We start from the raw sequence: 20400 nt of genomic DNA on the forward strand, positions 1-20400 counted from the left end.
AGGCGTACGCGCAGGAGTCGGCCACCGCCACTCCGGCCGGAGCGCCGACGAGCGCCCAGGTCAGCGTCGCCACCGCCAAGGCCTTTGCGGCGAGGGCGGATTGAGTCGATAGGGGTCCATGCACGACGAAGATCATGAGCCTTGTCCCGCCGGGACGTGCCGGAGCGCAAGGGGATTGCCCCGAAAGAGGGATATCCGGGTGCCGCCGGTTTGGATGGGCGGTCGCCCGCGAAGCGTGCGACGCGTACCTCTGCGCGGTGGCCAGCGGCCGTCACAGGTTGCGGCCGTCACAGGTTCCGGAAAGAAATTTGGCCGGTCGTTGAACACAAACACGGCTCCGGTGCGTACTCATGACCGTGCGGCGGCGCAGCAGGGCGCTGCAACACCCTTGCGATTATGGGGAGTTGACGATGAAGACCTCCTGGCGGAGCGCCTCACTCGTGGCGAGCGCCGCGGCGGTCCTGGCGCTGACGACGGCGTGCGGTCAGGACAGCCCACCGGCGGCCAGCCAGAACGTGGGTGCCACGGCGGCGCCCGGCGACTACGGAAGCATCGGCACCGGGAACGGAGTGGGCGGCACCGCGGCCGGCCAGCAGGCTTCGCCGAGCCCTTCCAGCCCGTCGAACCCCGCGGGCAAGCTGTCCGTCGCCACCGCCGAGGAGGTCGGCAAGGTGGTGACCGACAGCCTGGGACTCACTCTGTACCGGTTCGACCAGGACAGCGAGCAGCCGCCCAAGTCGAACTGCGACGGCGACTGCGCCAAGACCTGGCCGCCGGTGCCCGCGGACGACGCGGAGGCCGGCGAGGGCATCGACAAGTCGCTGCTCGGCTCGGTCACCCGGGCCGACGGCACCAAGCAGCTGACCGTGGGCGGCTGGCCGGCCTACCGCTACGCCAAGGACGTCAACGCCGGTGACGTCAAGGGCCAGGGCGTGGGCGGCAAGTGGTACGCGCTGGCCCCCGACGGCAAGAAGGCGCAGGGCGGCGGGGCCGCCGGCGAGGGGGCCGGCGGCGAGGAGGCCGGGGCGCAGCCCGGGCTGTCCACTCGCAACGACCCCAAGCTCGGCGAGATCGTCGTCGACAAGAACGGCATGACGGTCTACCGGTTCAAGAAGGACGAGGCCTGGCCCAAGCCCGTCTCCAACTGCACCGGCGAGTGCCTGGAGAAGTGGCCGCTCGTGGAGCCCGTTGACTACGCCGACACCAAGGGCATCCAGGAGAAGGGCTACATGATCTTCGACCGGACCGACGGCAAGGGCAAGCAGCAGACGATCAACTGCTCGCCGATCTACACCTTCGCCGGTGACAAGGCTCCCGGTGACACCAACGGCCAGGGCGTCGGCGGCACCTGGTACGCCGTGCGGCCCGACGGGAAGCTGGTCGGCGCCTCGGAGAAGTAAGAGAAACCTCCCCAGGGTTGATCATCTCGTCCACCCGACGGAGCCGACCCGGTCCGCTCCTTCCGTGACTCACGGAAGGAGCGGACCGTTTTGACGTGCTCGAACACTGTTCGTCATATGTTCGAAGGGCGTGTGCGCGGGTATCAATGCGGCACGTGCCGCAGGCAGTGACCGGGAACGGATGGTCAATTTCCGTTTCGGGTCGCTCCATTGGCGGGCGATCAGTAGCCTCTGCTCGAACACCGGATCGCCTACGCCTTGGAGAGATAGATGGAGCGTCCCGCCTGGGCCCCACGGAGCATCGACATCTCGGTGCCCAGCGTCTCCCGGATGTACGACTACTACCTGGGCGGATCGCACAACTTCGAGGTCGACCGGGAAGCGGCCCGCAGGGCCATGGAGTTCATGCCGGGACTCCCCAAGATCATGCAGGCGAACCGGGCGTTCATGCGCCGCGCCGTGCGCTACGCGGCCGACCAGGGCATCAGCCAGTTCCTGGACATCGGCTCCGGCATCCCCACCTTCGGCAGTGTGCACGAGGTGGCCCAGTCCGCCCGCCCCGGCGCCCGCGTGGTGTACGTCGACCACGACCCGGTGGCCGTGGCGCACAGCCAGGTGGTCCTCCAGGGCAACGACGACGCGGACATCGTGGCCGCGGACCTTCGCAAGCCCCAGGAGATCCTGCACAGCCCCGAGGTGGAGCGGCTGATCGACCTGAATCAGCCAGTGGCGTTGCTCCTCGTTGCCATACTGCACTTCGTGGAAGACGAGGACGACCCGTACGGGGCGGTGGCCGAGCTGCGCGAGGCGCTCGCGCCCGGCAGCCTGCTCGTGCTCACCCATGCCTCGTACGAGGGGATCCCGCTGCCGCCGGAGCGGGCCGGGGGCGCGGTGAGCGTGTACCAGGACATGCGCAGCCCGCTGATCATGCGTTCGCGCGAGGAGATCGCGCGGTTCTTCAAGGGGTACGACATGGTGGAACCCGGACTGGTGGCGATGCCGCGCTGGCGGCCCGACACCGCACCGGAGGACGAGGATCCGTATGCGTTCTCCGGCTTCGCGGGCGTGGGGCGTACGGCGTGATCGCGGAACCGGACGGGCCGGAGGACAGACTCCGCCGGTTCGCGACGATCTGGAGCCGGGCCGTCTTCCCGGTGACCTCGACGTCGTCGACCCGGCCGGAGTTCGAGGAGCAACTGCTGCCACTGGCCCGGCGGTTGAGCCAGGCACTGCTGGCCCGGGCCTTCGCCGCCGACGCGGGCAGGGCGGTGGGCGCCGCCCTCGTGGACGCGCACTGCACCGACCCGGAGGCGCTCAGCCGCACACTGGACTGCGTGGACGCCTACCTGGTCCTGTACTGCGGCGGCGACGGCGACCAGGAAGGCCTGCGGGCGCGTTCCGCACGCCTCCAGCACGCGATGGCCGCCGGCTTCGCGCAGGCGCTGCGCGAACGGACCCTGGCCGAGCAGGAGGCCATCGCCCAAGCCGCCCTCCAGGCGCAGGGCGTGGTGGCACAGGCCCTGCACGCCACCGAGGCCCGCTTCCGCGCCGTCTTCGAGGGCGCGGCCATAGGAATCGGCATGGCCGACCTCGACGGCAACATCCTCCAGGTCAACGGCGCGCTGCTGCGCATGTTCGGGGTCTCCGAGCAGACGATGCGCAGCCGCAACGTCAGGGAATGGACCCACCCCGACGACGCGCCGCACACCTGGCGGCTCTACGAGGAACTCGTGCGCGGCGAGCGTGAGCACTACCACCTGGAGAAGGCGTTCTACCGCCCTGACGGAACGGTCCTGTGGACCAACCTGACGGTCTCCCTGCTCCGGGACGCCGACGGCAGTCCGCAGTACCAGCTCGCGCTCATGGAGGACACCACCGAGCGGCGGCTGCTCAATCTGAGGCTGCGCTACGAGGCGACGCACGACGCGCTGACCGGGCTGCCGAACCGCACCTTCTTCTTCGAGCGCCTGGAGAAGGCACTGGGCGCCGGGAAGGGCCAGCGGTTCGGCCTGTGCTACCTGGATCTGGACGGCTTCAAGACCATCAACGACAGCCTCGGCCACGCGGCCGGCGACCGGCTGCTGGTGGAGGTCGCCGACCGGCTCCAGTCCTGCGCCACCGCGCCCGGCGAGATGGTCGCCCGGCTCGGCGGCGACGAGTTCGTGGCCCTGACCACGGGCCCCGACACCCAGCGCGAGGTCGACGAGCTCGCCACGCGCATCATGAACGCCCTGCTCGCGCCGATCAGCGTCGACGGCCGGGAGCTGACCGTGCGCGGCAGCATCGGCATCGTCGAGGGCCCGGCCGGGGAGCGCAGCCCGGCGGAGGTGCTGCGCAGCGCAGACATCACCATGTACCGGGCCAAGTCGGCGGGCGGCAACCGCTTCGAACTCGCCGACCCCGAGGCGGACGCCCGCGCCATCACCCGGCACGGGCTCACCACGGCGCTGCCGACGGCCCTGGACCGGGGCGAGTTCTTCATCGAGTACCAGCCGCTGGTCCACCTCGGCGACGGCAGTGTGCGCGGTGCGGAGGCCCTGGTGCGCTGGCTGCACCCGCAGCACGGGGTGCTCGGCCCGGACCGGTTCATCCCGCTCGCCGAACACACCGGTCTGATCGTGCCGTTGGGCCGCTGGGTCCTGGAGCAGTCGGTGCGGCAGGCCCGTGAGTGGCGGGAACTGCACGGTGGTGTAGAGGCCGTGGGCCCGCTGCGGATCAACGTCAACCTCTCGCCCTGCCAGCTGACCCACCCCGGCCTGGTCCAGGACACCGTCGACATCCTGGAACGCGCGGGCGTCGCACCGGACGCGCTCTGCCTGGAGGTCACGGAGTCGGCGCTGATCGGTGCGGACGACGACCTGCTGAAGCCGCTGCGCCGCCTGGCGGAGATGGGCGTCGACATCGCCCTGGACGACTTCGGTACCGGCTACTCCAACCTCGCCAACCTGCGCCGCCTGCCGGTCAGCGTCCTCAAACTGGACCGCTCCTTCACCCAGAGCATGCAGCAGTTCCCGGCCGACCCCGTCGACCTCAAGATCGTCGAGGGGATCGTCTCACTGGCCCACAGCCTGGACCTCGCGGTCACCGTGGAGGGCGTGGAGACAGGAGCCCAGGCCGAACAACTGCGCATCCTGGGCTGCGACACCGCCCAGGGCTGGTACTACGCCCGCCCCGGCCCGCCGGAGAGGCTGCACGAACTGGCACTGGTGGACGCCACGGGCTGAGCCGGCCTCCTTGGGGGAAAACGCCTCACCGCTCAAGCAACATCCGCTGCAACTCCCGAGCAGCCCGAGGCGGAGCCACATCGCTGCGGTGCGCCAGCGCGATCGTACGGTGGAGGCCGGGTCTGGCCAGCGGAGTCACCCGCAGACCACGACCCGACCTCGCCGCCACCATCCGCGGCACCACGGCAACCCCCAACCCGGCCCGCACAAAACCCAGCACCGCGTCCATCTCCCCGCCCTCCACCGCGAAGTCCGGCTCGAACCCCTCCGCGCGGCACGCGGCCACGGTCAGTTCCCGCAGGTCGTAGCCGTGCCGGAACATCACAAGGCGCTCACCCTCCAGGTCGGCGACGCGCACGGTACGCCGCCCCTGGCCGGGCTTCGGCGCGTCGGGTGAGGAGACCACGACGAGATCCTCCCGCAGCAGCTCCACCGTGGTCAGCGCCGGGGACGGCGTCGGCAGGGGCAGCACCACCAGGGCGAGATCCAGGGCGCCGCGTGCCAGCTCCCGCACCAGGTCGTGCGAGCCGCCCTCCTCGATCAGCAGCCGGACGCCCGGGTAGCGGTCGTGGAAGGCGCGCAGCACGTCCGGCAGCAGGCCCGTGCACAGGCTGGGCGTGGCACCGAGCCGCACCCGCCCCCGGCGCAGCTGCACCAGCTCCAGCACCTCGTGCCGGGCTGTGTCCGCGTCCGCCAGGATGCGCCGGGCCAGGGGGAGCAGGGCCTCCCCGGCGTCCGTGAGCGAGATGTTGCCCCGGGCCCGCAGGAACAGATCCGCGCCCAGCTCCCTCTCCAGCGCCTTGATCTGCTGCGACAGCGACGGCTGCGCGACATGGACCAGATCGGCGGCCCGGGTGAAGTGCCGGGTCTCGGCGACGGCCACGAAGTACTGGAGCTGCTGGAACTGCATACTCCCACGATAGCCCCGGCCTATGGAATCAAGCTGGACCATGTCTTGGACCGATCGGCGCCGCGTCCGTAGCGTGCTGTGCCATGGCACTGGCAACGCGGACGGACCGACGGCCGTCCATGGCACGCACCGTGTGGGACTCCACCCTCGGCAAGAAGACCGTGATGGCGGTCAGCGGGCTGATCATGCTGCTGTACCTGGTCGTCCACATGATCGGAAACCTGAAGATCTTCTTCGGGGCCGGCGAGTTCGACCACTACGCCCACTGGCTGCGCACCGTCGGCGAGCCGTTCATGCACTACGAGTGGACGCTGTGGCTGGTCCGGATCGTGCTGGTGGCCGCAGTCGTCGCCCACGCCGTGTCCGCCTACCAGCTCAGCCGCCGCGACATCAGGGCGCGGCCCAGCAAGTACGTGCACAAGAGGCCGCGGGCGAGCTACGCGACGCGGACCATGCGGTGGGGCGGGGTCATCCTCGGGCTGTTCATCGTCTGGCACATCCTGGACCTCACGACCGGAACCGTGCACCCCGGCTTCCGGCCCGGCCACCCGTACCAGAACGTCGTGGACACCTTCTCCACCTGGTACGGCAACGTCATCTACATCGTCGCGATGCTCGCGCTCGGCCTGCACGTGAGGCACGGCTTCTGGAGCGCCGCCCAGACCCTCGGCGCCGGCAGCCGCACCCGCGACCGGGCCCTGAAGACCGTCGCCGACGTCCTCGCACTGCTGCTCACGGCCGGGTTCATCGCCGTACCCGTGGGCGTCATGACCGGAGTGGTGAGCTGACATGACCTACACCGACTACGCGACCGGCGAACCGGTCGTCGACACCAAGGCGCCGAAGGGCCCCATCAACGAGCGCTGGGACAAGCGCCGCTTCGAGGCCAAGCTGGTCAACCCCGCCAACCGGCGCAAGCACACCGTCATCGTCGTCGGCACCGGCCTCGCCGGCGGCTCCGCCGGGGCCACCCTCGCCGAACAGGGCTACCACGTCGTCCAGTTCTGCTACCAGGACTCCCCGCGCCGCGCCCACTCCATCGCCGCGCAGGGCGGCATCAACGCCGCGAAGAACTACCGCAATGACGGCGACTCCATCCACCGGCTGTTCTACGACACCGTCAAGGGCGGCGACTTCCGGGCCCGCGAGTCCAACGTCCACCGGCTCGCGCAGATCTCCGTCGAGATCATCGACCAGTGCGTGGCGCAGGGCGTCCCGTTCGCCCGCGAGTACGGCGGCCTGCTGGACACCCGCTCCTTCGGCGGCGTCCAGGTGTCACGGACCTTCTACGCCCGTGGCCAGACGGGACAGCAGCTGCTGCTCGGCGCCTACCAGGCCCTCAGCCGGCAGATCGCCGCGGGGAACATCGAGATGCACCCGCGTACGGAGATGCTCGACCTGATCGTCGTCGACGGGCGGGCGCGCGGGATCGTGGCCCGGGATCTCGTCACCGGCAGGATCGACACGTACTTCGCGGACGCCGTCGTCCTCGCCAGCGGCGGCTACGGCAACGTCTTCTACCTGTCGACGAACGCCATGAACTCCAACGCGACCGCCATTTGGCGGGCGCACCGGCGTGGCGCCTACTTCGCCAACCCCTGCTTCACCCAAATCCACCCCACCTGCATCCCGCGCACCGGCGAGCACCAGTCCAAGCTGACGCTGATGAGCGAGTCGCTGCGCAACGACGGCCGCATCTGGGTGCCGAAGGCCAAGGGCGACGACCGCCCGCCGAACGAGATCCCCGAGGACGAGCGCGACTACTACCTGGAGCGCATCTACCCGTCCTTCGGCAACCTGGTGCCCCGTGACATCGCCTCCCGCGCCGCGAAGAACGTCTGCGACGAGGGCAGGGGCGTCGGGCCCGGCGGGCAGGGCGTCTACCTGGACTTCGCCGACGCCATCGAGCGCATGGGCCGGGGGGCCGTCGAGGCCAAGTACGGCAACCTCTTCGACATGTATCAGCGGATCACCGACGAGGATCCGTACCGGGTACCCATGCGGATCTACCCCGCCGTGCACTACACGATGGGCGGCCTGTGGGTCGACTACGACCTCCAGACCACCATCCCCGGCCTGTTCGCGATCGGCGAGGCCAACTTCTCCGACCACGGGGCCAACCGGCTCGGCGCCTCCGCGCTGATGCAGGGACTGGCCGACGGCTACTTCGTGCTCCCGGCGACCATCAACGACTACCTCGCCCGCAACCCGCACGAGGAACCGGTCGACGCCGGCCACCCGGTCGTGCGGGAGGTGCTGGCCGAGACCGAGGACCGGCTCAACCTGCTGCTGTCCGTCGACGGCGACCGCACGCCCGACTCCTTCCACCGCGAGGTCGGCGAGCTCATGTGGGAGTTCTGCGGCATGGCCCGCACCGACTCGGGGCTGCGCAAGGCGCTGGAGCGCATCCCGCAGATCCGTGAGGAGTTCTGGCGGCGGGTCAAGGTCCCCGGTACCGGCGAGGAGTTCAACCAGTCGCTGGAGAAGGCCAACCGGGTCGTCGACTACCTGGAGCTGGCCGAGCTGATGTGCCTCGACGCGCTGCACCGCGGCGAGTCCTGCGGCGGCCACTTCCGCGAGGAGTCCCAGACGCCCGACGGCGAGGCCGAGCGGAAGGACGAGGAGTTCGCGTACGCGGCCGCCTGGGAGTTCAACGGCACCGGCGAGGCTCCGACCCTGCACAAGGAAGACCTGGTCTTCGAGTACGTCCACCCCACCCAGCGGAGCTACGCATGAAGCTCACCCTGCGCGTCTGGCGGCAGAAGAACGCCGACGCCGACGGCGCCATGTCCACGTACGAGGTGGACGGCATCTCGCCCGACATGTCCTTCCTGGAGATGCTCGACACCCTCAACGAGGAGCTCATCCTCCACGGCGAGGACCCGGTCGCCTTCGACCACGACTGCCGCGAGGGCATCTGCGGCGCCTGCTCGCTCGTGATCAACGGCGACGCGCACGGGCCCGAGCGGACGACCACGTGCCAGCTGCACATGAGGTCGTTCGAGGACGGCGACACGATCGACATCGAACCGTGGAGGGCGTCCGCGTTCCCGGTGATCAAGGACCTGGTCGTCGACCGTTCGGCGTTCGACCGGATCATCCAGGCCGGCGGGTACATCACCGCGCCGACGGGTGCGGCTCCGGAGGCACATGCCACGCCGGTGCCGAAGCCGGACGCCGACTTCGCCTTCGAACACGCCGAGTGCATCGGCTGCGGAGCGTGTGTCGCCGCGTGCCCGAACGGGGCGGCGATGCTGTTCACGTCCGCCAAGATCAACCACCTGAACGTGCTGCCGCAGGGGGCGCCCGAGCGCGAGACGCGGGTGCTGGACATGGTGGCGCAGATGGACGAGGAGGGGTTCGGCGGGTGCACCCTCACGGGAGAGTGCGCCACGGCCTGCCCCAAGGGCATTCCGCTCATGTCCATCACCGGCATGAACAAGGAGTGGCTGCGGGCCACGCGGAAGGTGAGCAAGCGGTAGGTCCGGGCAGGTGGAAGCGTTCGCCGTCTGGTGCGGACGGGCGGGGCCGGTTGGTGCTCACCGGCTCCGTCTCGCCTTTCCGGGCTCCTGGCATTCAACATCCCGGCATCCGCGCTCCTGGCCCTGGTCACGCGAAGGTCAGGCGGCATGGGCACAACAGTGGCGGTGGCACCGCTCGCCGCCCCCGGCCCGTGACCAGGAGAAGCCATGACCGGCGTACTGACCGTCGACCGCCCCGCGCAGCACACGGCCCCCACCCGCTACACCGTCGCCCTCGCCCGGAGCGAGGAGGACGTGCGTGCCGCGCAGCGGCTGCGGCACGACGTCTTCGCCGGGGAGCTGGGCGCCCTGCTGACCGGCTCGCAGCCCGGGCTGGACGTCGACCCGTTCGACGCGTACTGCGACCACCTGCTCGTCCGTGAGGAGACGACCGGCCAGGTCGTCGGCACCTACCGGCTGCTGCCGCCGGAGCGCGCGGCGGTCGCCGGGCGGCTGTACTCCGAGAGCGAGTTCGACCTGAGCTCCCTCGCCGGGATCCGGCCGGAACTCGTCGAGGTCGGCCGCTCCTGCGTGCACCCCGACCACCGCGACGGCGCGGTCATCAGCCTCATCTGGGCCGGTATCGCCCGCTACATGGCCGACCGGGGCCACGAGTGGCTCGCCGGCTGCTGCTCCGTCCCGCTCGCCGACGGCGGCACCCTGGCCTCCGCCACCTGGGACCGGGTGAGCGGCAAGCACCTGTCGCCGCAGGAGTACCGCGTGCGGCCGCTGCTGCCGTGGGTCCCGGGCCCCGCGCCCGCCGCCCGCGTCGAACTGCCCGCTCTGCTGCGCGGCTACCTGCGCCTCGGCGCCTGGGTGTGCGGCGAACCGGCCCACGACCCGGACTTCGGCGTCGCCGACCTGTACGTGCTGCTGCCGATGAGCCGCGTCAACCCGCGCTACCTGCGGCACTTCCTGTCCCTCGTACCCGCCTGATGAGCGCCTGGCTGCCCACCGCGCCCTGCACACCACGGGCCTGCGTGGAGACGCCGGCGGGAGTGACGGCGCGTGCCGTGCCGCGTGCCGTGCTGCGGCTCACCGGGGTCGTCCTGCTGCTGCTCGCGGGGATCGTGCTGTCGCCGCTCGGCTGGGGGTCCCCCCGCTTGCGGGGGAGGATACCGGCGTCCGTGGTCCGGCGGTGGTGCCGGTGGATCGTGCGGGCCGCAGGGGTCCGGGTCCGCATCACCGGTGCCGCCGTGCCCACCGGCGGACTGCTGCTGGTCGCCAACCACATCTCCTGGCTGGACGTACCGCTGCTCGCCGCCGTACGCCCCGCCCGGATGCTGGCCAAGACCGAGGTACGGCGGTGGCCCGTCGCCGGGCCGCTGGCCGCCCGCGGCGGCACCCTGTTCATCGACCGGGACCGGCTGCGGTCCCTCCCGGACACCGTCGCCCGTATCGCCCGGGCCCTGCGCGAGGGCTCCGCCGTGGCGGCCTTCCCCGAGGGCAGCACCTGGTGCGGCCGCGCCCAGGGCACCTTCCGCCGGGCCGTCTTCCAGGCCGCCCTCGACGCCGGGGTGCCGGTCCAGCCGGTCCGGATCCGCTACCGGCTCACCGGCGGAACCACCACCACGGCCCCCGCGTTCGTCGGCGACGACACCCTCCTCGCCTCCCTGTGGCGGGTGGCGACGGCCCGCGGCCTGGTCGCGGAGGTCGAGGTCCGCGCCCCCATCCCCCCGGGCACCCACTTCGACCGCCGTTCCCTGGCCCACTCGGCCCAACCACAGGCGGCGCCGGCGTGGACGCACACGGTGCTGGTGGCGTAGGCCGCGTACCGGTCCGGCGGTGGTGCCGTGTCCGGCCCGCAGCGGGCTCGGTGGGCGGATCACCATGGCGCTCGCCGCGACCGACCACGGCGGTGGCACGGGGCGAGGACGGCGGGCCGAGGCTGTTCCCCTCCGGCCGCCGCGCGGGGGCCGGCCGCACAGAGGCGGCACGCATGGCGCTGAGGGCGTTGCTCTCCCGCCGGAGGCGCCCCGTCCCCGCCTGATGGCAGGAGCTCGACCGGCCTCAGCCAGCCCCGGACAGTGCGCGCGCGAGATACGGCGCCGTCCGGCTCTCCGCCGAGCGCGCCACCTCCGCCGGCGGCCCCGCCGCCACGATCCGGCCGCCCGCGTCGCCGCCGCCCGGGCCGAGGTCGATGACCCAGTCCGCGCCCGCGACGACGGACATGTCGTGCTCGACGACGATCACGGTGTGCCCGGCGTCGACGAGGCCGTGCAGCTGGCGCATCAGGACGTCCACGTCGGCCGGGTGGAGGCCGGTCGTGGGCTCGTCGAGGAGATACAGCGTGTGGCCCCGCCGACCGCGCTGGAGTTCGCTCGCCAGTTTGATGCGCTGGGCCTCGCCGCCGGAGAGTTCGGTCGCGGGCTGGCCGAGGCGGAGGTATCCCAGGCCCACGTCGAGCAGCGTGCCGAGGCTGCGGGCGACGGCCGGGGTGTCCGCGAAGAACTCCGCCGCGCTTTCCACCGTCAGGTCCAGCACCTGCGCGATGTTCCGGCCCCGGTACGTCACCTCCAGCGTCTCCGGGTTGTACCGGGCCCCGCCGCAGTCCGGGCAGGGCGCGTACGTGCTCGGCAGGAACAGCAGCTCCACGCTGACGAACCCCTCGCCCTGGCAGGTCTCGCAGCGCCCGCCCGCCACATTGAAGGAGAACCGGCCGGCACCGAAGCCCCGCGCGCGAGCCCCGTCGGTGGCCGCGAACACCTTGCGCACGACGTCGAAGAGGCCGGTGTACGTCGCGAGGTTCGAGCGCGGGGTGCGTCCGATCGGCTTCTGGTCGACCGAGACCAGCCGGCCCACTCCCGCCGTGTCCTGCGTGATCTCCCCGATGAGCGTGGACTTGCCCGAGCCGGACACCCCGGTGACCGCGGTGAACGCCCCGAGCGGGAACTCGGCGAACACACCGCGCAGGTTGTGCCGGGTGACCGGCCCGGTCTTGAGCCACCCGCTCGGTTCGCGCACCTCGCGCGCGGGCGCGGGGGAGTCGTCGAACAGGTAGCGGGCCGTCGCCGACTCCTCGACGGCCGCCAGCCCGGCGACCGGGCCGCTGTGCAGCACCCGCCCGCCGTGCTCGCCCGCATGCGGACCCACGTCGACCAGCCAGTCGGCGCCGCGTACGACATCGAGGTGGTGCTCGACCACGAACACCGAGTTCCCGGCCGCCTTCAGCCGCTCCAGCACGACGAGCAGCGCCTCGGTGTCCGCCGGGTGCAGCCCGGCCGACGGCTCGTCGAGGACGTAGACGACACCGAACAGGCCGGAGCGCAACTGGGTGGAGAGGCGCAGGCGTTGCAGTTCGCCGGCGGAGAGGGTGGGGGTGGACCGGTCGAGGCTGAGGTAGCCGAGGCCGAGTTCGACGATCGGCGCGATACGGGAGGTGAGGTCGTCGGTGAGGACCCGGGCGGTCTCCGACGTCGCGTGGAGCGCGGCGGCCAGCTCCGCCAGCGGCAGTGCCGCCAGCTCGGCGATGGTCCGGCCGCCGAACGTCACCGCCAGCGCCTCCGGCCGCAGCCGGCTGCCCCCGCACGCCGGGCAGGGCGCGCTGGTGAGGAACCGCTCGGCCTTCGCCCGCAGGGTCGGGCTCTTGGAGTCCGAGAACGTCTTCATCACGTACCGGCGGGCGCTCATGTACGTGCCCTGGTACGGCCGCTGGATGCGGTCCGCGTCCCGCACCGGGTGCACGGTGACCACCGGCTGCTCGTCCGTGAACAGGATCCACTCACGCTCGCCGGCGGGCAGCTCCCGCCACGGCCGGTCCACGTCGTACCCGAGTGCGTCGAGGACGTCCCGCAGGTTCTTGCCCTGCCAGGCGCCCGGCCACGCGGCGATCGCGCCCTCGCGGATGGACAGCGACGGGTCGGGGACCAGCAGCTCCTCGCTCGTACGGTGAACTCGTCCGAGCCCGTGGCACTCCGGGCAGGCCCCGGCCGCCGTGTTGGGCGAGAAGGCGTCGGAGTCGAGGCGCCCGGCACCGGGCGGGTAGGTCCCGGCCCGGGAGAACAGCATGCGCAGCGAGTTCGAGAGGTTGGTGACCGTGCCGACCGAGGAGCGCGAGGTGGGAGCCGCCCGGCGCTGCTGGAGCGAGACGGCCGGCGGCAGACCGGTGATCTCCCCGACTTTCGGCGCGCCCACCTGGTGGATCAGCCGACGCGCGTACGGCGCGACCGACTCGAAGTAGCGCCGCTGCGCCTCCGCGTAGATCGTGCCGAACGCCAGCGACGACTTGCCCGAGCCGGACACGCCGGTGAACACGGTCAGCACGTCCCGGGGAATGTCGACGTCGACGCCCTTGAGGTTGTGTTCGCGGGCGCCGCGGACACGGACGTACGGGTCGTGGGGGCCGTGGGGGTCGTGCATGGGCAACGACTCTAACCGGCGGTGATCGAGGCCAGCCGCCGGTAGGAGTCCAGCAGCGCCCCGCGGTCGTACGTGCTGGTGGTGACCAGGACCTCCTGTGCCCCCGTCTCCTTCAGCACCGTCTCCAGCTCGTGCGCGACCTGCTCCTCGGTGCCGGCGATGTGGCCGGTGAGGCCGGACTCGTAGAAGCCGCGTTCCTTGCCGGTCATGGTGAGCGCCTCGACGCGCTCGGCGGGCGGCAGGGGCGGGAAGGTGCCGTGCGTGCGGGAGTACGCCATCGCCCAGGCCTCCGGGACGAGCAGCCGCCGGGCCTCCTCGGGGGTCCCGGCCACCGCGACCGTGCCCGAGACGACCACGTACGGCTCGCTCGACCAGGGCGAGGGGCGGAAATGCTCGCGGTAGTGGTCGATGCCGCGCCGCATCCTGTCCCGGTTCCTGAAGTCGCCGATGACCATGGGCAGACCCGCCCGGGCCGCGATGCCGGCGCCCTCGCCCATGGCCAGGACGAACGGCGGCACGGTCAGTCCCTCGGCGGGACGCGCGTGCACTCCGGTCGGGGAGGTGCCCCGGAACCAGCCGACCAGCTCCCGCAGCTGGGCCTCGAAGTCCTCGGCGTCCTCCTTGTCACGGCCCAGGGCCCTGCGCACCCCGTCCGTGAAGCCGACGGACCGCCCCAGACCCATGTCGATCCGCCCGGGGAACAGCGACTCCAGCACCCCGAACTGCTCGGCCACGACCAGCGGCCGGTGGTTGGGGAGCATCACCCCGCCGGTGCCGACCCGGATCGTGCGCGTCGCGGCGGCGACGGCGGCCGCCAGCACGGTCGGCGCGGAACCGGCGACCCCGGGAACGCCGTGATGCTCCGAGACCCACAACCGGTGGAACCCGAGCCCCTCCAGCTCCCCGGCCAGCCGCACGGTGTCGCGCAGCGCCTCGGGATGCGTGTGCCCCTCGCGGGTGCGGGACCGGTCGAGGACGGAGAAACGGGTGGCGGCGATCGAGGAACTCACACCGGGTTCAACGCGTGACGGGTCGTGGCATTCCCGCCGGTGCCGCCTCGCCGAAAACCCGGTGACCGCATCCCGGCACGTCAGGACAATGGAGCGGCATGGCCCGGCACCACCGGGTACAGCGCGCGAAGAGGGGGACCGGCCATGGCCGTCGCGAACATCCTGCTGTCCGGCATCGTCGGCTCTACAGCGTACGGCCTGGCCCGTCAGGGCTCGGACATCGACCGCCTCGGTATGTTCGCCGCGCCCACCGAGGCTCTGCACGGGCTCCACACGCCGAAGGAGTCCCACGTCACGACGGCACCGGACCGCACCCTGCACGAGGCCGCCAAGTGGTGCCGACTCGCCCTCGGTGGCAATCCGACCGCCATGGAACTGGTGTGGCTCCCGGACGAGCTGTACGAGGTGCGTACCCCGCTGGGCGACGAACTGATCGGCATACGAGGGTCGTTCCTGTGCGCGAAGCGCGTCCGGGACGCCTATCTCGGCTACGCCACCCAGCAGTTCCGCCGACTCGAGAACCGCGGCGACGGCTCGCTCTCGGCGGACACCCGAAAGCGCACCGCGAAGCACGCCCGGCACCTGAAGCGGCTGTGCGACCAGGGCCTGTCGCTGTACGCCACCGGCCGACTGGAGATCCGCGTCGAGGACCCCGAGGAGTACCACGCCTTCGGCGAGCGCGTATCCGCCGACCCGGCGGCCGCGCTGCCCCTGCTCAGGCACTACGAGGCCGCCTTCGACGAGACGCCCACCGTACTGCCCGAGCGGCCCGACGAGGCGGCCGTCGAGGCGTGGCTGCACCGGGTCCGCGGCCTCTTCTACACCGCGGAGGCCGCCACGTCGTGCTCGTGCTCGCAGGCCTCGTCGATGCCGTAGGTGTCCCAGGCGGGGAACGGGTCGTCCGCCGGCCCGGGCTCGCCGGGTGCCATCAGGCAGTCGGTCAGGGCGGCGTGCAGAGCCGGGGCGTCCAGGCCCGTGCCGATGAACACCAGCTCCTGCGCGAACGGGGTGTCCCCGTCCCGGGCCGCGGACGGTTCGAAGCGGGCGACGGAGCCGGCCTGTGACCACAGGCCCGTCACGTGCGGACGGCTCGCCAGGGTGAAGAAGCCCTTGGAGCGCAGGATCCGCCCGTACGTCCCGGCGTCCAGTTCCTCCGTGACGAACGTCCACAACCGCCCGGGGTGGAAGGGGAGTCCGGAGCGGAAGACGGTGGAGGAGATGCCGTACTCCTCGGTCTCGGGCACGTGGTCGCCGTTGAGTTCCCGGACCCAGCCCGGCGCCTGCTGGGCGCGTTCCAGGTCGAACAGCCGGGTGCCGAGCACCTGGCGGAGGTCCACCCGGCCGTGTGTCGCCGGGACCAGCCGGGCGACCGGGTTCAGCCGGGTCAGGGCCGCCCGCAGCCGGGCCGCCGCCTCCTCGTCGACCAGGTCGAGCTTGTTGAGGACCAGGACGTCGGCGAACTCCACCTGGTCGACGAGCAGATCGCTGACCGTGCGCTCGTCGTCCTCGTACGGGGCGAGACCCCGCTCGGCGAGGTCGTCGCCGCTGTCCAGCTCGGCGAGGAAGTTGGCCGCGTCCACGACCGTGACCATGGTGTCCAGCAGGGCCACGTCGTCGAGGGTGGCGCCGTCGTCACGGGCGAAGGCGAAGGTGGCCGCGACGGGCATCGGCTCGGAGATCCCGGACGACTCGATGAGGAGATGGTCGAACCGGCCCTCGCGGGCCAGCCGGTCCACCTCTTCCAGGAGGTCGTCGCGGAGGGTGCAGCAGATGCAGCCGTTGGTCATCTCGACCAGGCGTTCCTCGGTCCGCGACAGGGCGGCCTCGCCGCCGCGCACCAGGGCCGCGTCGATGTTGACCTCGCTCATGTCGTTGACGATGACGGCGACGCGCAGCCCCTCGCTATTGCCGAGGACATGGTTGAGCAGGGTGGTCTTGCCCGCCCCCAGGAATCCGGAGAGGACGGTGACGGGCAGCCGTTCGTGCGACACGGCGTCAGCCCTCGGGGCGCAGCAGCCCGCGCTCGTAGGCCTTGACCAGGTTCTGCGGTACGAGGTGACGGACGCCGTCGACGGTGACCGGGACCAGCGTCGGCGTGGCGGCCTTCCACTGGGCGCGGCGGTGACGGGTGTTGCTGCGGGACATCTTCCGCTTCGGGACAGCCATGGGACTCCTCCTCGGTGGACCGGCACCGAGGACGCTACATGAAAATGGAACCCATTAACAATTCGCATCCCCGGTGCCCGGACGCCGATGTCCCGGTCCGGTACGTCAGTCGTCGGCGCCCACGAGCATCCGCACCTCGAACTCCTCGTGTGCGGTGCTGTCCTCGGCCGGGCCCTTGTCCAGCACCGTGCCGAGCCAGCCCAGCAGGAAGCCCAGGGGGATCGAGACGATGCCGGGGTTCTGGAGCGGGAACCAGGCGAAGTCGACCTCCGGGTAGAACGAGGCCGGGGCGGAGGAGACGACGGGGGAGAACACGGCGAGCAGGACGGAGCTGAGCAGACCGCCGTAGAGGCTGAGCAGCGCTCCCTTCGCCGTGAAGCGGCGCCAGAAGAGGGTGTAGATGATCGTCGGCAGGATCGCGGACGCCGCGATGGCGAAGGCGAGGAACGCCAGCGTCGCCGTGTTCGCCCCCCAGGCGACGAGGGCCAGCAGGATGCCGAGGATGCCGATGACCGCCCCGGACAGCCGGGCGACGGTCAGCTCCTCCGTCTCGCTCGCCCGGCCCTTGCGGATCACCTCGCTGTACAGGTCGTGCGCGAGGGACGAGGCCGCGGCCAGGGTCAGGCCCACCGCCACGGCGAGCAGGGTCAGATACGCCAGACAGGTCAGCAGCGCGGTGAGGACACTGCCGCCCAGCTCGTGCGCGAGCAGCAGGACGGAGGCGTTGCCGGTGCGGTCCGTGCTCTCGATGGTGTCCCGGCCGAGGAGCGCGGTGGCGCCGAGGCCGAGGATGCCCGCTCCGAAACAGACCGCGCCGACCAGGCCGATGGCCCACACGACGGAGCGGCGCAGGACGCTGCTGCTGCGTGGGGCGAGCAGCCGCATCAGCACGTGCGGAAGGGCGGCGAGGCCGAGCACGATGGCCAGTTCGAGGCTGAGGAAGTCCAGCTTGTTGCTGACGGTGCCGCCGTAGCGCAGCCCGGGTTCGAGGAAGGACAGACCGGTTCCGCTGCGGTCGGCCGCCCTCTCGAGCAGCGCGTTGGGGTTCCAGTCGAAGTGGTACAGCACCCAGCCCGCGGTGAACAGCACGCCCACGATCAGCATCACGGCCTTGATGATCTGGATGACCGTCGCTCCGGGCATGCCCCCGAGGGAGGCGTACAGGATCACGAAGGTACCGATCACGGCCACGCACAGGGTGCGGGTGGTGGCGCTCGGCGAGCCGGTGAACTGAGTCAACAGGGCGACACTGCCGACGAGTTGGGCCACCAGGTAGAGGGTCGTGATGGCCAGGATGCACACGGCCAGCGCCACCCGCACCGGCCGCTGCTGCCGGGGCAGGCGCAGCGCCACCGTGTCGCCCAGGGTGAACTTCCCGGTGCGTTGCAGGGGTTCGGCGATCAGCAGCAGCACCATCATCCAGGCGACGGTGGTGCCGCCGAGGTACATCAGTCCGTCGTACCCGGTCAGGGCGACCAGTCCGGTGCTGCCCAGCAGGGTGGCGGCGGACAGGTAGTCGCCGCACATGGCGAGGCCGTTGCGCAACGGCGACATGGTGCGGTTGCCGAGGTAGAACTCGCTGATCTCGTCGCGCTGAGGCGCCGTCAGCAGGGCCGTGAACAGGGTGATCACGACCACGGTCAGGAACAGTACGAACGTCAGCTGGAGGCTGCTGTCGTCGATGGCGGCGATCGTCACCACGTGCGGAACCCCCTCGCGCCGGGCTGGACGGGCTGCCCGGCCCCCTGGGGCGGCGCCGACGGGCGGGTGCGGCGGTTCTCGTTCTCGTACTGCCGGGAGCGCAGGCCGCGGGCGAGCGGGTCGACCCGGGTGCGCATGTGCCGGACGTAGCACCACGCGGTCACGCCCATGATGACGAACTGCCCGAGACCGAGGGTGAGTCCGATCGTGAGGTGGCCGAACAGCGGCTGGTTCATCACCGCGGGCACAAAACTCGACAGCAGCACATACAGCAGGAATCCGCCGACGGACAGGATCGTCGCCCGGGTACCGAACCGGCGCTGCGCGCGACGCAGAGAGTGGAATTCGGGATGGTCGGATATGCGGGACGGCGGAGCGTGTTCGATGTGCGGAAGCGGGAATGTGGGAGTGTCATCCCGTCGCGGTGGAAATTCGGGCACAGGCGCACCTTCTTCGCTGCTACGTGCCCCGCACTCGACCCCTTCGAGTCAGTGGTCTCGTCCGGCTTTCGAGCAGGGTGGAGGGATGCCGGGCGCACTGTGGGGGTGCGGGCTGTGTGGGGGTCTCGTGAAACCGAAAAACTCGTTGTTCGGATTCACGCGGACGGCCTGGGGTTCTGTGTGGAGATCCCCGACCAGCCTCGGCCACGGGTAGTGGCGAAGCTGAATGCGGAGTATGTCAGTGGGACGCTTGAGCCATCAACTGTGCGGGGCAATTGACCTCTGCGCATGGCTGGTTCACGCCATCATCGAAGGATTGGTGATAGTGCGACGGCCTGCGGGAAAGGGACGGCCAGCGAGTAGTACGGACCATCAGAAGCGGGCGCCGACGGCGGTGCCGGACCGGGGGACGAGGAACGCCGGCGCCTTCGGCAGCGAGCCGTCCGCCGCCCGGGGGCCGGTGAGCGGACCCGGGTCGGTGCTCAGTACCGAGGCGGCGTCCCACGTTCCGCCGATGTTCCAGGAGTTGCCGTCGGCGACGGTCCCGGACCCGACGGCCGCCGGGCGCTGGTCCGCGACGGACAGGTTGCCGCTGAGCCTGGCGGTCCCGCCCGAGACGTCGGCGTCGAAACCCGTACCGGCGTTGCCGTACGCGGAGTTGCGGCTCAGGGTGAGGGAGCCAGGGTTGCCGTTGTCGGTGAAGCCGTGCTTGGCGTTCTTGAACGAGACGCTGCCCCGGACCGTGTGGGCCACGGCCGGGGCCGGGCTGCCCCCGCCGAGTTTGAAGCCGTTTCCGTCGCCCGCGAAGTCGGGGAAGTTCCAGCGGTTGAAGCCGTTGCCGTACGCCACCGTGTTCTCGATCGTGATCGGTGAGGCGAACTTCCAGGCGTCGAAGCCGTCGTCGACGTTGTTCCACAGCCGGGCGCCGCGCACCACGTTGCCCGATCCGCTGCCCTCCTTGACGGCCAGGCCGTCGGCGCTCTCCCCGTTCTTGCGGGGGTCGCGGTTGCCATAACTGTCCAGGTTCAGGATCTGGTTGCCGCTGGAGGCGCCCTGGAGCTGGAAGCCGGACTCGTAGTTGTCGTGCGTGCTCAGGCGCGCGAAGACATTGCTGTTGCAGCCGTCGCAGTACACGCCGTACGGGCCGTTCACGATCTCCAGACCCGAGATCCGCCAGTGCGAGGCCTCCATGTGGATCGCCCCGCGCTCGGCACGCGGGATGCTGCCGCCGACCGGGGTGTGGCTGGCGGGCAGCTTGTCCCCGTCGACGACCACACGCTCGCCCTGGTGGGGGGAGAGGGTGATGGGCTGGGACGTGGTCCCCGAGGTGGTGATGGTGATGTTGTCGGTGAGGGCGTACGTCCCGCCGCGCACGCTGATGGTGTCACCGGGCCGCGCCAGGTCCACCGCCCGCTGGATGGTCCTCAGCGGCCGGGCGAGCGTGCCGGGGCCGGAGTCGTCCCCGTTCGGCGCCACGACCAGGGTCGTTCCCGCGGCGGCCGTCGGCCCCGCGGGCCCGGCCAGCGCCATGACCATCGCGGCCCCCGTCATCGCCGCCGACCAGATCGCTGCGTTGCGCATACGGCCTCCTGCCTGTGCCTGTGGGTGTGCCTGTGTGGGTGTCGCAGAGCAGTGGCCGCCCGGGGGGTGAAGGTTGCCGGGGTAGGGG

The 20400-nt window shown here is 71.2% G+C and carries 17 protein-coding genes; 9 read left to right on the top strand and 8 right to left on the bottom strand.

The window, feature by feature from the left end:
* Positions 1-410: 410 nt before the first annotated feature.
* From CA983_RS23050 to CA983_RS23060, 3 genes are all read left to right on the top strand, one after another.
* Positions 411-1400 carry an SCO0930 family lipoprotein gene (locus tag CA983_RS23050; protein WP_086602795.1) on the top strand — a complete coding sequence of 330 codons (990 nt, stop codon included), beginning with the start codon at positions 411-413 and terminating at the stop codon, positions 1398-1400.
* Between the two features lie 270 nt (positions 1401-1670).
* The gene (locus CA983_RS23055; RefSeq protein ID WP_086602796.1) at positions 1671-2483 is read left to right on the top strand and encodes an SAM-dependent methyltransferase; all 813 of its coding nucleotides are present in this window, start codon (positions 1671-1673) and stop codon (positions 2481-2483) included.
* Positions 2480-4624 (top strand): putative bifunctional diguanylate cyclase/phosphodiesterase, encoded by a 2145-nt coding sequence (locus tag CA983_RS23060; protein WP_086602797.1) that lies wholly within the window; start codon positions 2480-2482, stop codon positions 4622-4624. The genes CA983_RS23055 and CA983_RS23060 overlap by 4 nt, the downstream gene beginning before the upstream one ends.
* A 25-nt stretch (positions 4625-4649) precedes the next feature.
* On the opposite strand, the gene CA983_RS23065 is transcribed toward CA983_RS23060, so the two are convergent.
* Positions 4650-5534, bottom strand: coding sequence for a LysR family transcriptional regulator (locus CA983_RS23065; RefSeq protein WP_086602798.1), 885 nt, complete (start codon positions 5532-5534; stop codon positions 4650-4652).
* 119 nt (positions 5535-5653) lie between these two features.
* On the opposite strand from CA983_RS23065, the gene CA983_RS23070 reads away from it, so the two are divergent.
* From CA983_RS23070 to CA983_RS23090, 5 genes are all read left to right on the top strand, one after another.
* The gene (locus CA983_RS23070; protein WP_086602799.1) at positions 5654-6322 is read left to right on the top strand and encodes a succinate dehydrogenase; all 669 of its coding nucleotides are present in this window, start codon (positions 5654-5656) and stop codon (positions 6320-6322) included.
* 1 nt (position 6323) lies between these two features.
* The gene (locus CA983_RS23075; protein ID WP_086602800.1) at positions 6324-8270 is read left to right on the top strand and encodes a fumarate reductase/succinate dehydrogenase flavoprotein subunit; all 1947 of its coding nucleotides are present in this window, start codon (positions 6324-6326) and stop codon (positions 8268-8270) included.
* On the top strand, positions 8267-9016 hold the full coding sequence (locus CA983_RS23080) for a succinate dehydrogenase/fumarate reductase iron-sulfur subunit (protein WP_086602801.1): 750 nt from the start codon (positions 8267-8269) through the stop codon (positions 9014-9016). The genes CA983_RS23075 and CA983_RS23080 overlap by 4 nt, the downstream gene beginning before the upstream one ends.
* A gap of 207 nt (positions 9017-9223) precedes the next feature.
* A complete protein-coding gene (locus tag CA983_RS23085; RefSeq protein WP_086602802.1) occupies positions 9224-9991 on the top strand; it encodes a GNAT family N-acetyltransferase in 768 nt (255 codons plus the stop codon).
* On the top strand, positions 9991-10821 hold the full coding sequence (locus CA983_RS23090) for a lysophospholipid acyltransferase family protein (protein ID WP_086602803.1): 831 nt from the start codon (positions 9991-9993) through the stop codon (positions 10819-10821). The genes CA983_RS23085 and CA983_RS23090 overlap by 1 nt, the downstream gene beginning before the upstream one ends.
* Positions 10822-11065: 244 nt before the next feature.
* Here the strand turns inward: CA983_RS23090 and CA983_RS23095 are convergent, their stop codons facing one another.
* Positions 11066-13414: an ATP-binding cassette domain-containing protein gene (locus CA983_RS23095; RefSeq protein WP_086602804.1), complete on the bottom strand. Its 2349-nt coding sequence runs from the start codon at positions 13412-13414 to the stop codon at positions 11066-11068.
* A gap of 11 nt (positions 13415-13425) precedes the next feature.
* Complete coding sequence (locus tag CA983_RS23100) at positions 13426-14424, bottom strand: LLM class flavin-dependent oxidoreductase (RefSeq protein ID WP_086602805.1); 999 nt, start codon at positions 14422-14424, stop codon at positions 13426-13428.
* A gap of 144 nt (positions 14425-14568) precedes the next feature.
* On the opposite strand from CA983_RS23100, the gene CA983_RS23105 reads away from it, so the two are divergent.
* Entirely contained in the window at positions 14569-15300 is a 732-nt protein-coding gene (locus tag CA983_RS23105) for a nucleotidyltransferase domain-containing protein (protein WP_086602806.1), read from the top strand.
* Here the strand turns inward: CA983_RS23105 and CA983_RS23110 are convergent.
* The 5 genes from CA983_RS23110 to CA983_RS23130 all read right to left on the bottom strand — a co-directional run bounded on the left by CA983_RS23110 (position 15243) and on the right by CA983_RS23130 (position 20312).
* The gene (locus tag CA983_RS23110; RefSeq protein ID WP_086602807.1) at positions 15243-16415 is read right to left on the bottom strand and encodes a GTP-binding protein; all 1173 of its coding nucleotides are present in this window, start codon (positions 16413-16415) and stop codon (positions 15243-15245) included. The genes CA983_RS23105 and CA983_RS23110 overlap by 58 nt on opposite strands.
* 4 nt (positions 16416-16419) lie before the next feature.
* Positions 16420-16590, bottom strand: coding sequence for a 50S ribosomal protein L32 (gene rpmF / locus CA983_RS23115; RefSeq protein ID WP_010043581.1), 171 nt, complete (start codon positions 16588-16590; stop codon positions 16420-16422).
* Positions 16591-16695: 105 nt separating this feature from the next.
* Positions 16696-18291, bottom strand: coding sequence for a solute symporter family protein (locus tag CA983_RS23120; RefSeq protein ID WP_086602808.1), 1596 nt, complete (start codon positions 18289-18291; stop codon positions 16696-16698).
* Positions 18285-18731, bottom strand: coding sequence for a DUF485 domain-containing protein (locus CA983_RS23125; RefSeq protein WP_086602809.1), 447 nt, complete (start codon positions 18729-18731; stop codon positions 18285-18287). Before CA983_RS23125 ends, CA983_RS23120 begins: the two co-directional genes overlap by 7 nt.
* 372 nt (positions 18732-19103) lie before the next feature.
* Positions 19104-20312: a right-handed parallel beta-helix repeat-containing protein gene (locus CA983_RS23130; RefSeq protein ID WP_086602810.1), complete on the bottom strand. Its 1209-nt coding sequence runs from the start codon at positions 20310-20312 to the stop codon at positions 19104-19106.
* Between the last annotated feature and the right edge of the window lie 88 nt (positions 20313-20400).

The organism is Streptomyces swartbergensis, assembly GCF_002148965.1.
Classification (GTDB): domain Bacteria; phylum Actinomycetota; class Actinomycetes; order Streptomycetales; family Streptomycetaceae; genus Streptomyces; species Streptomyces swartbergensis.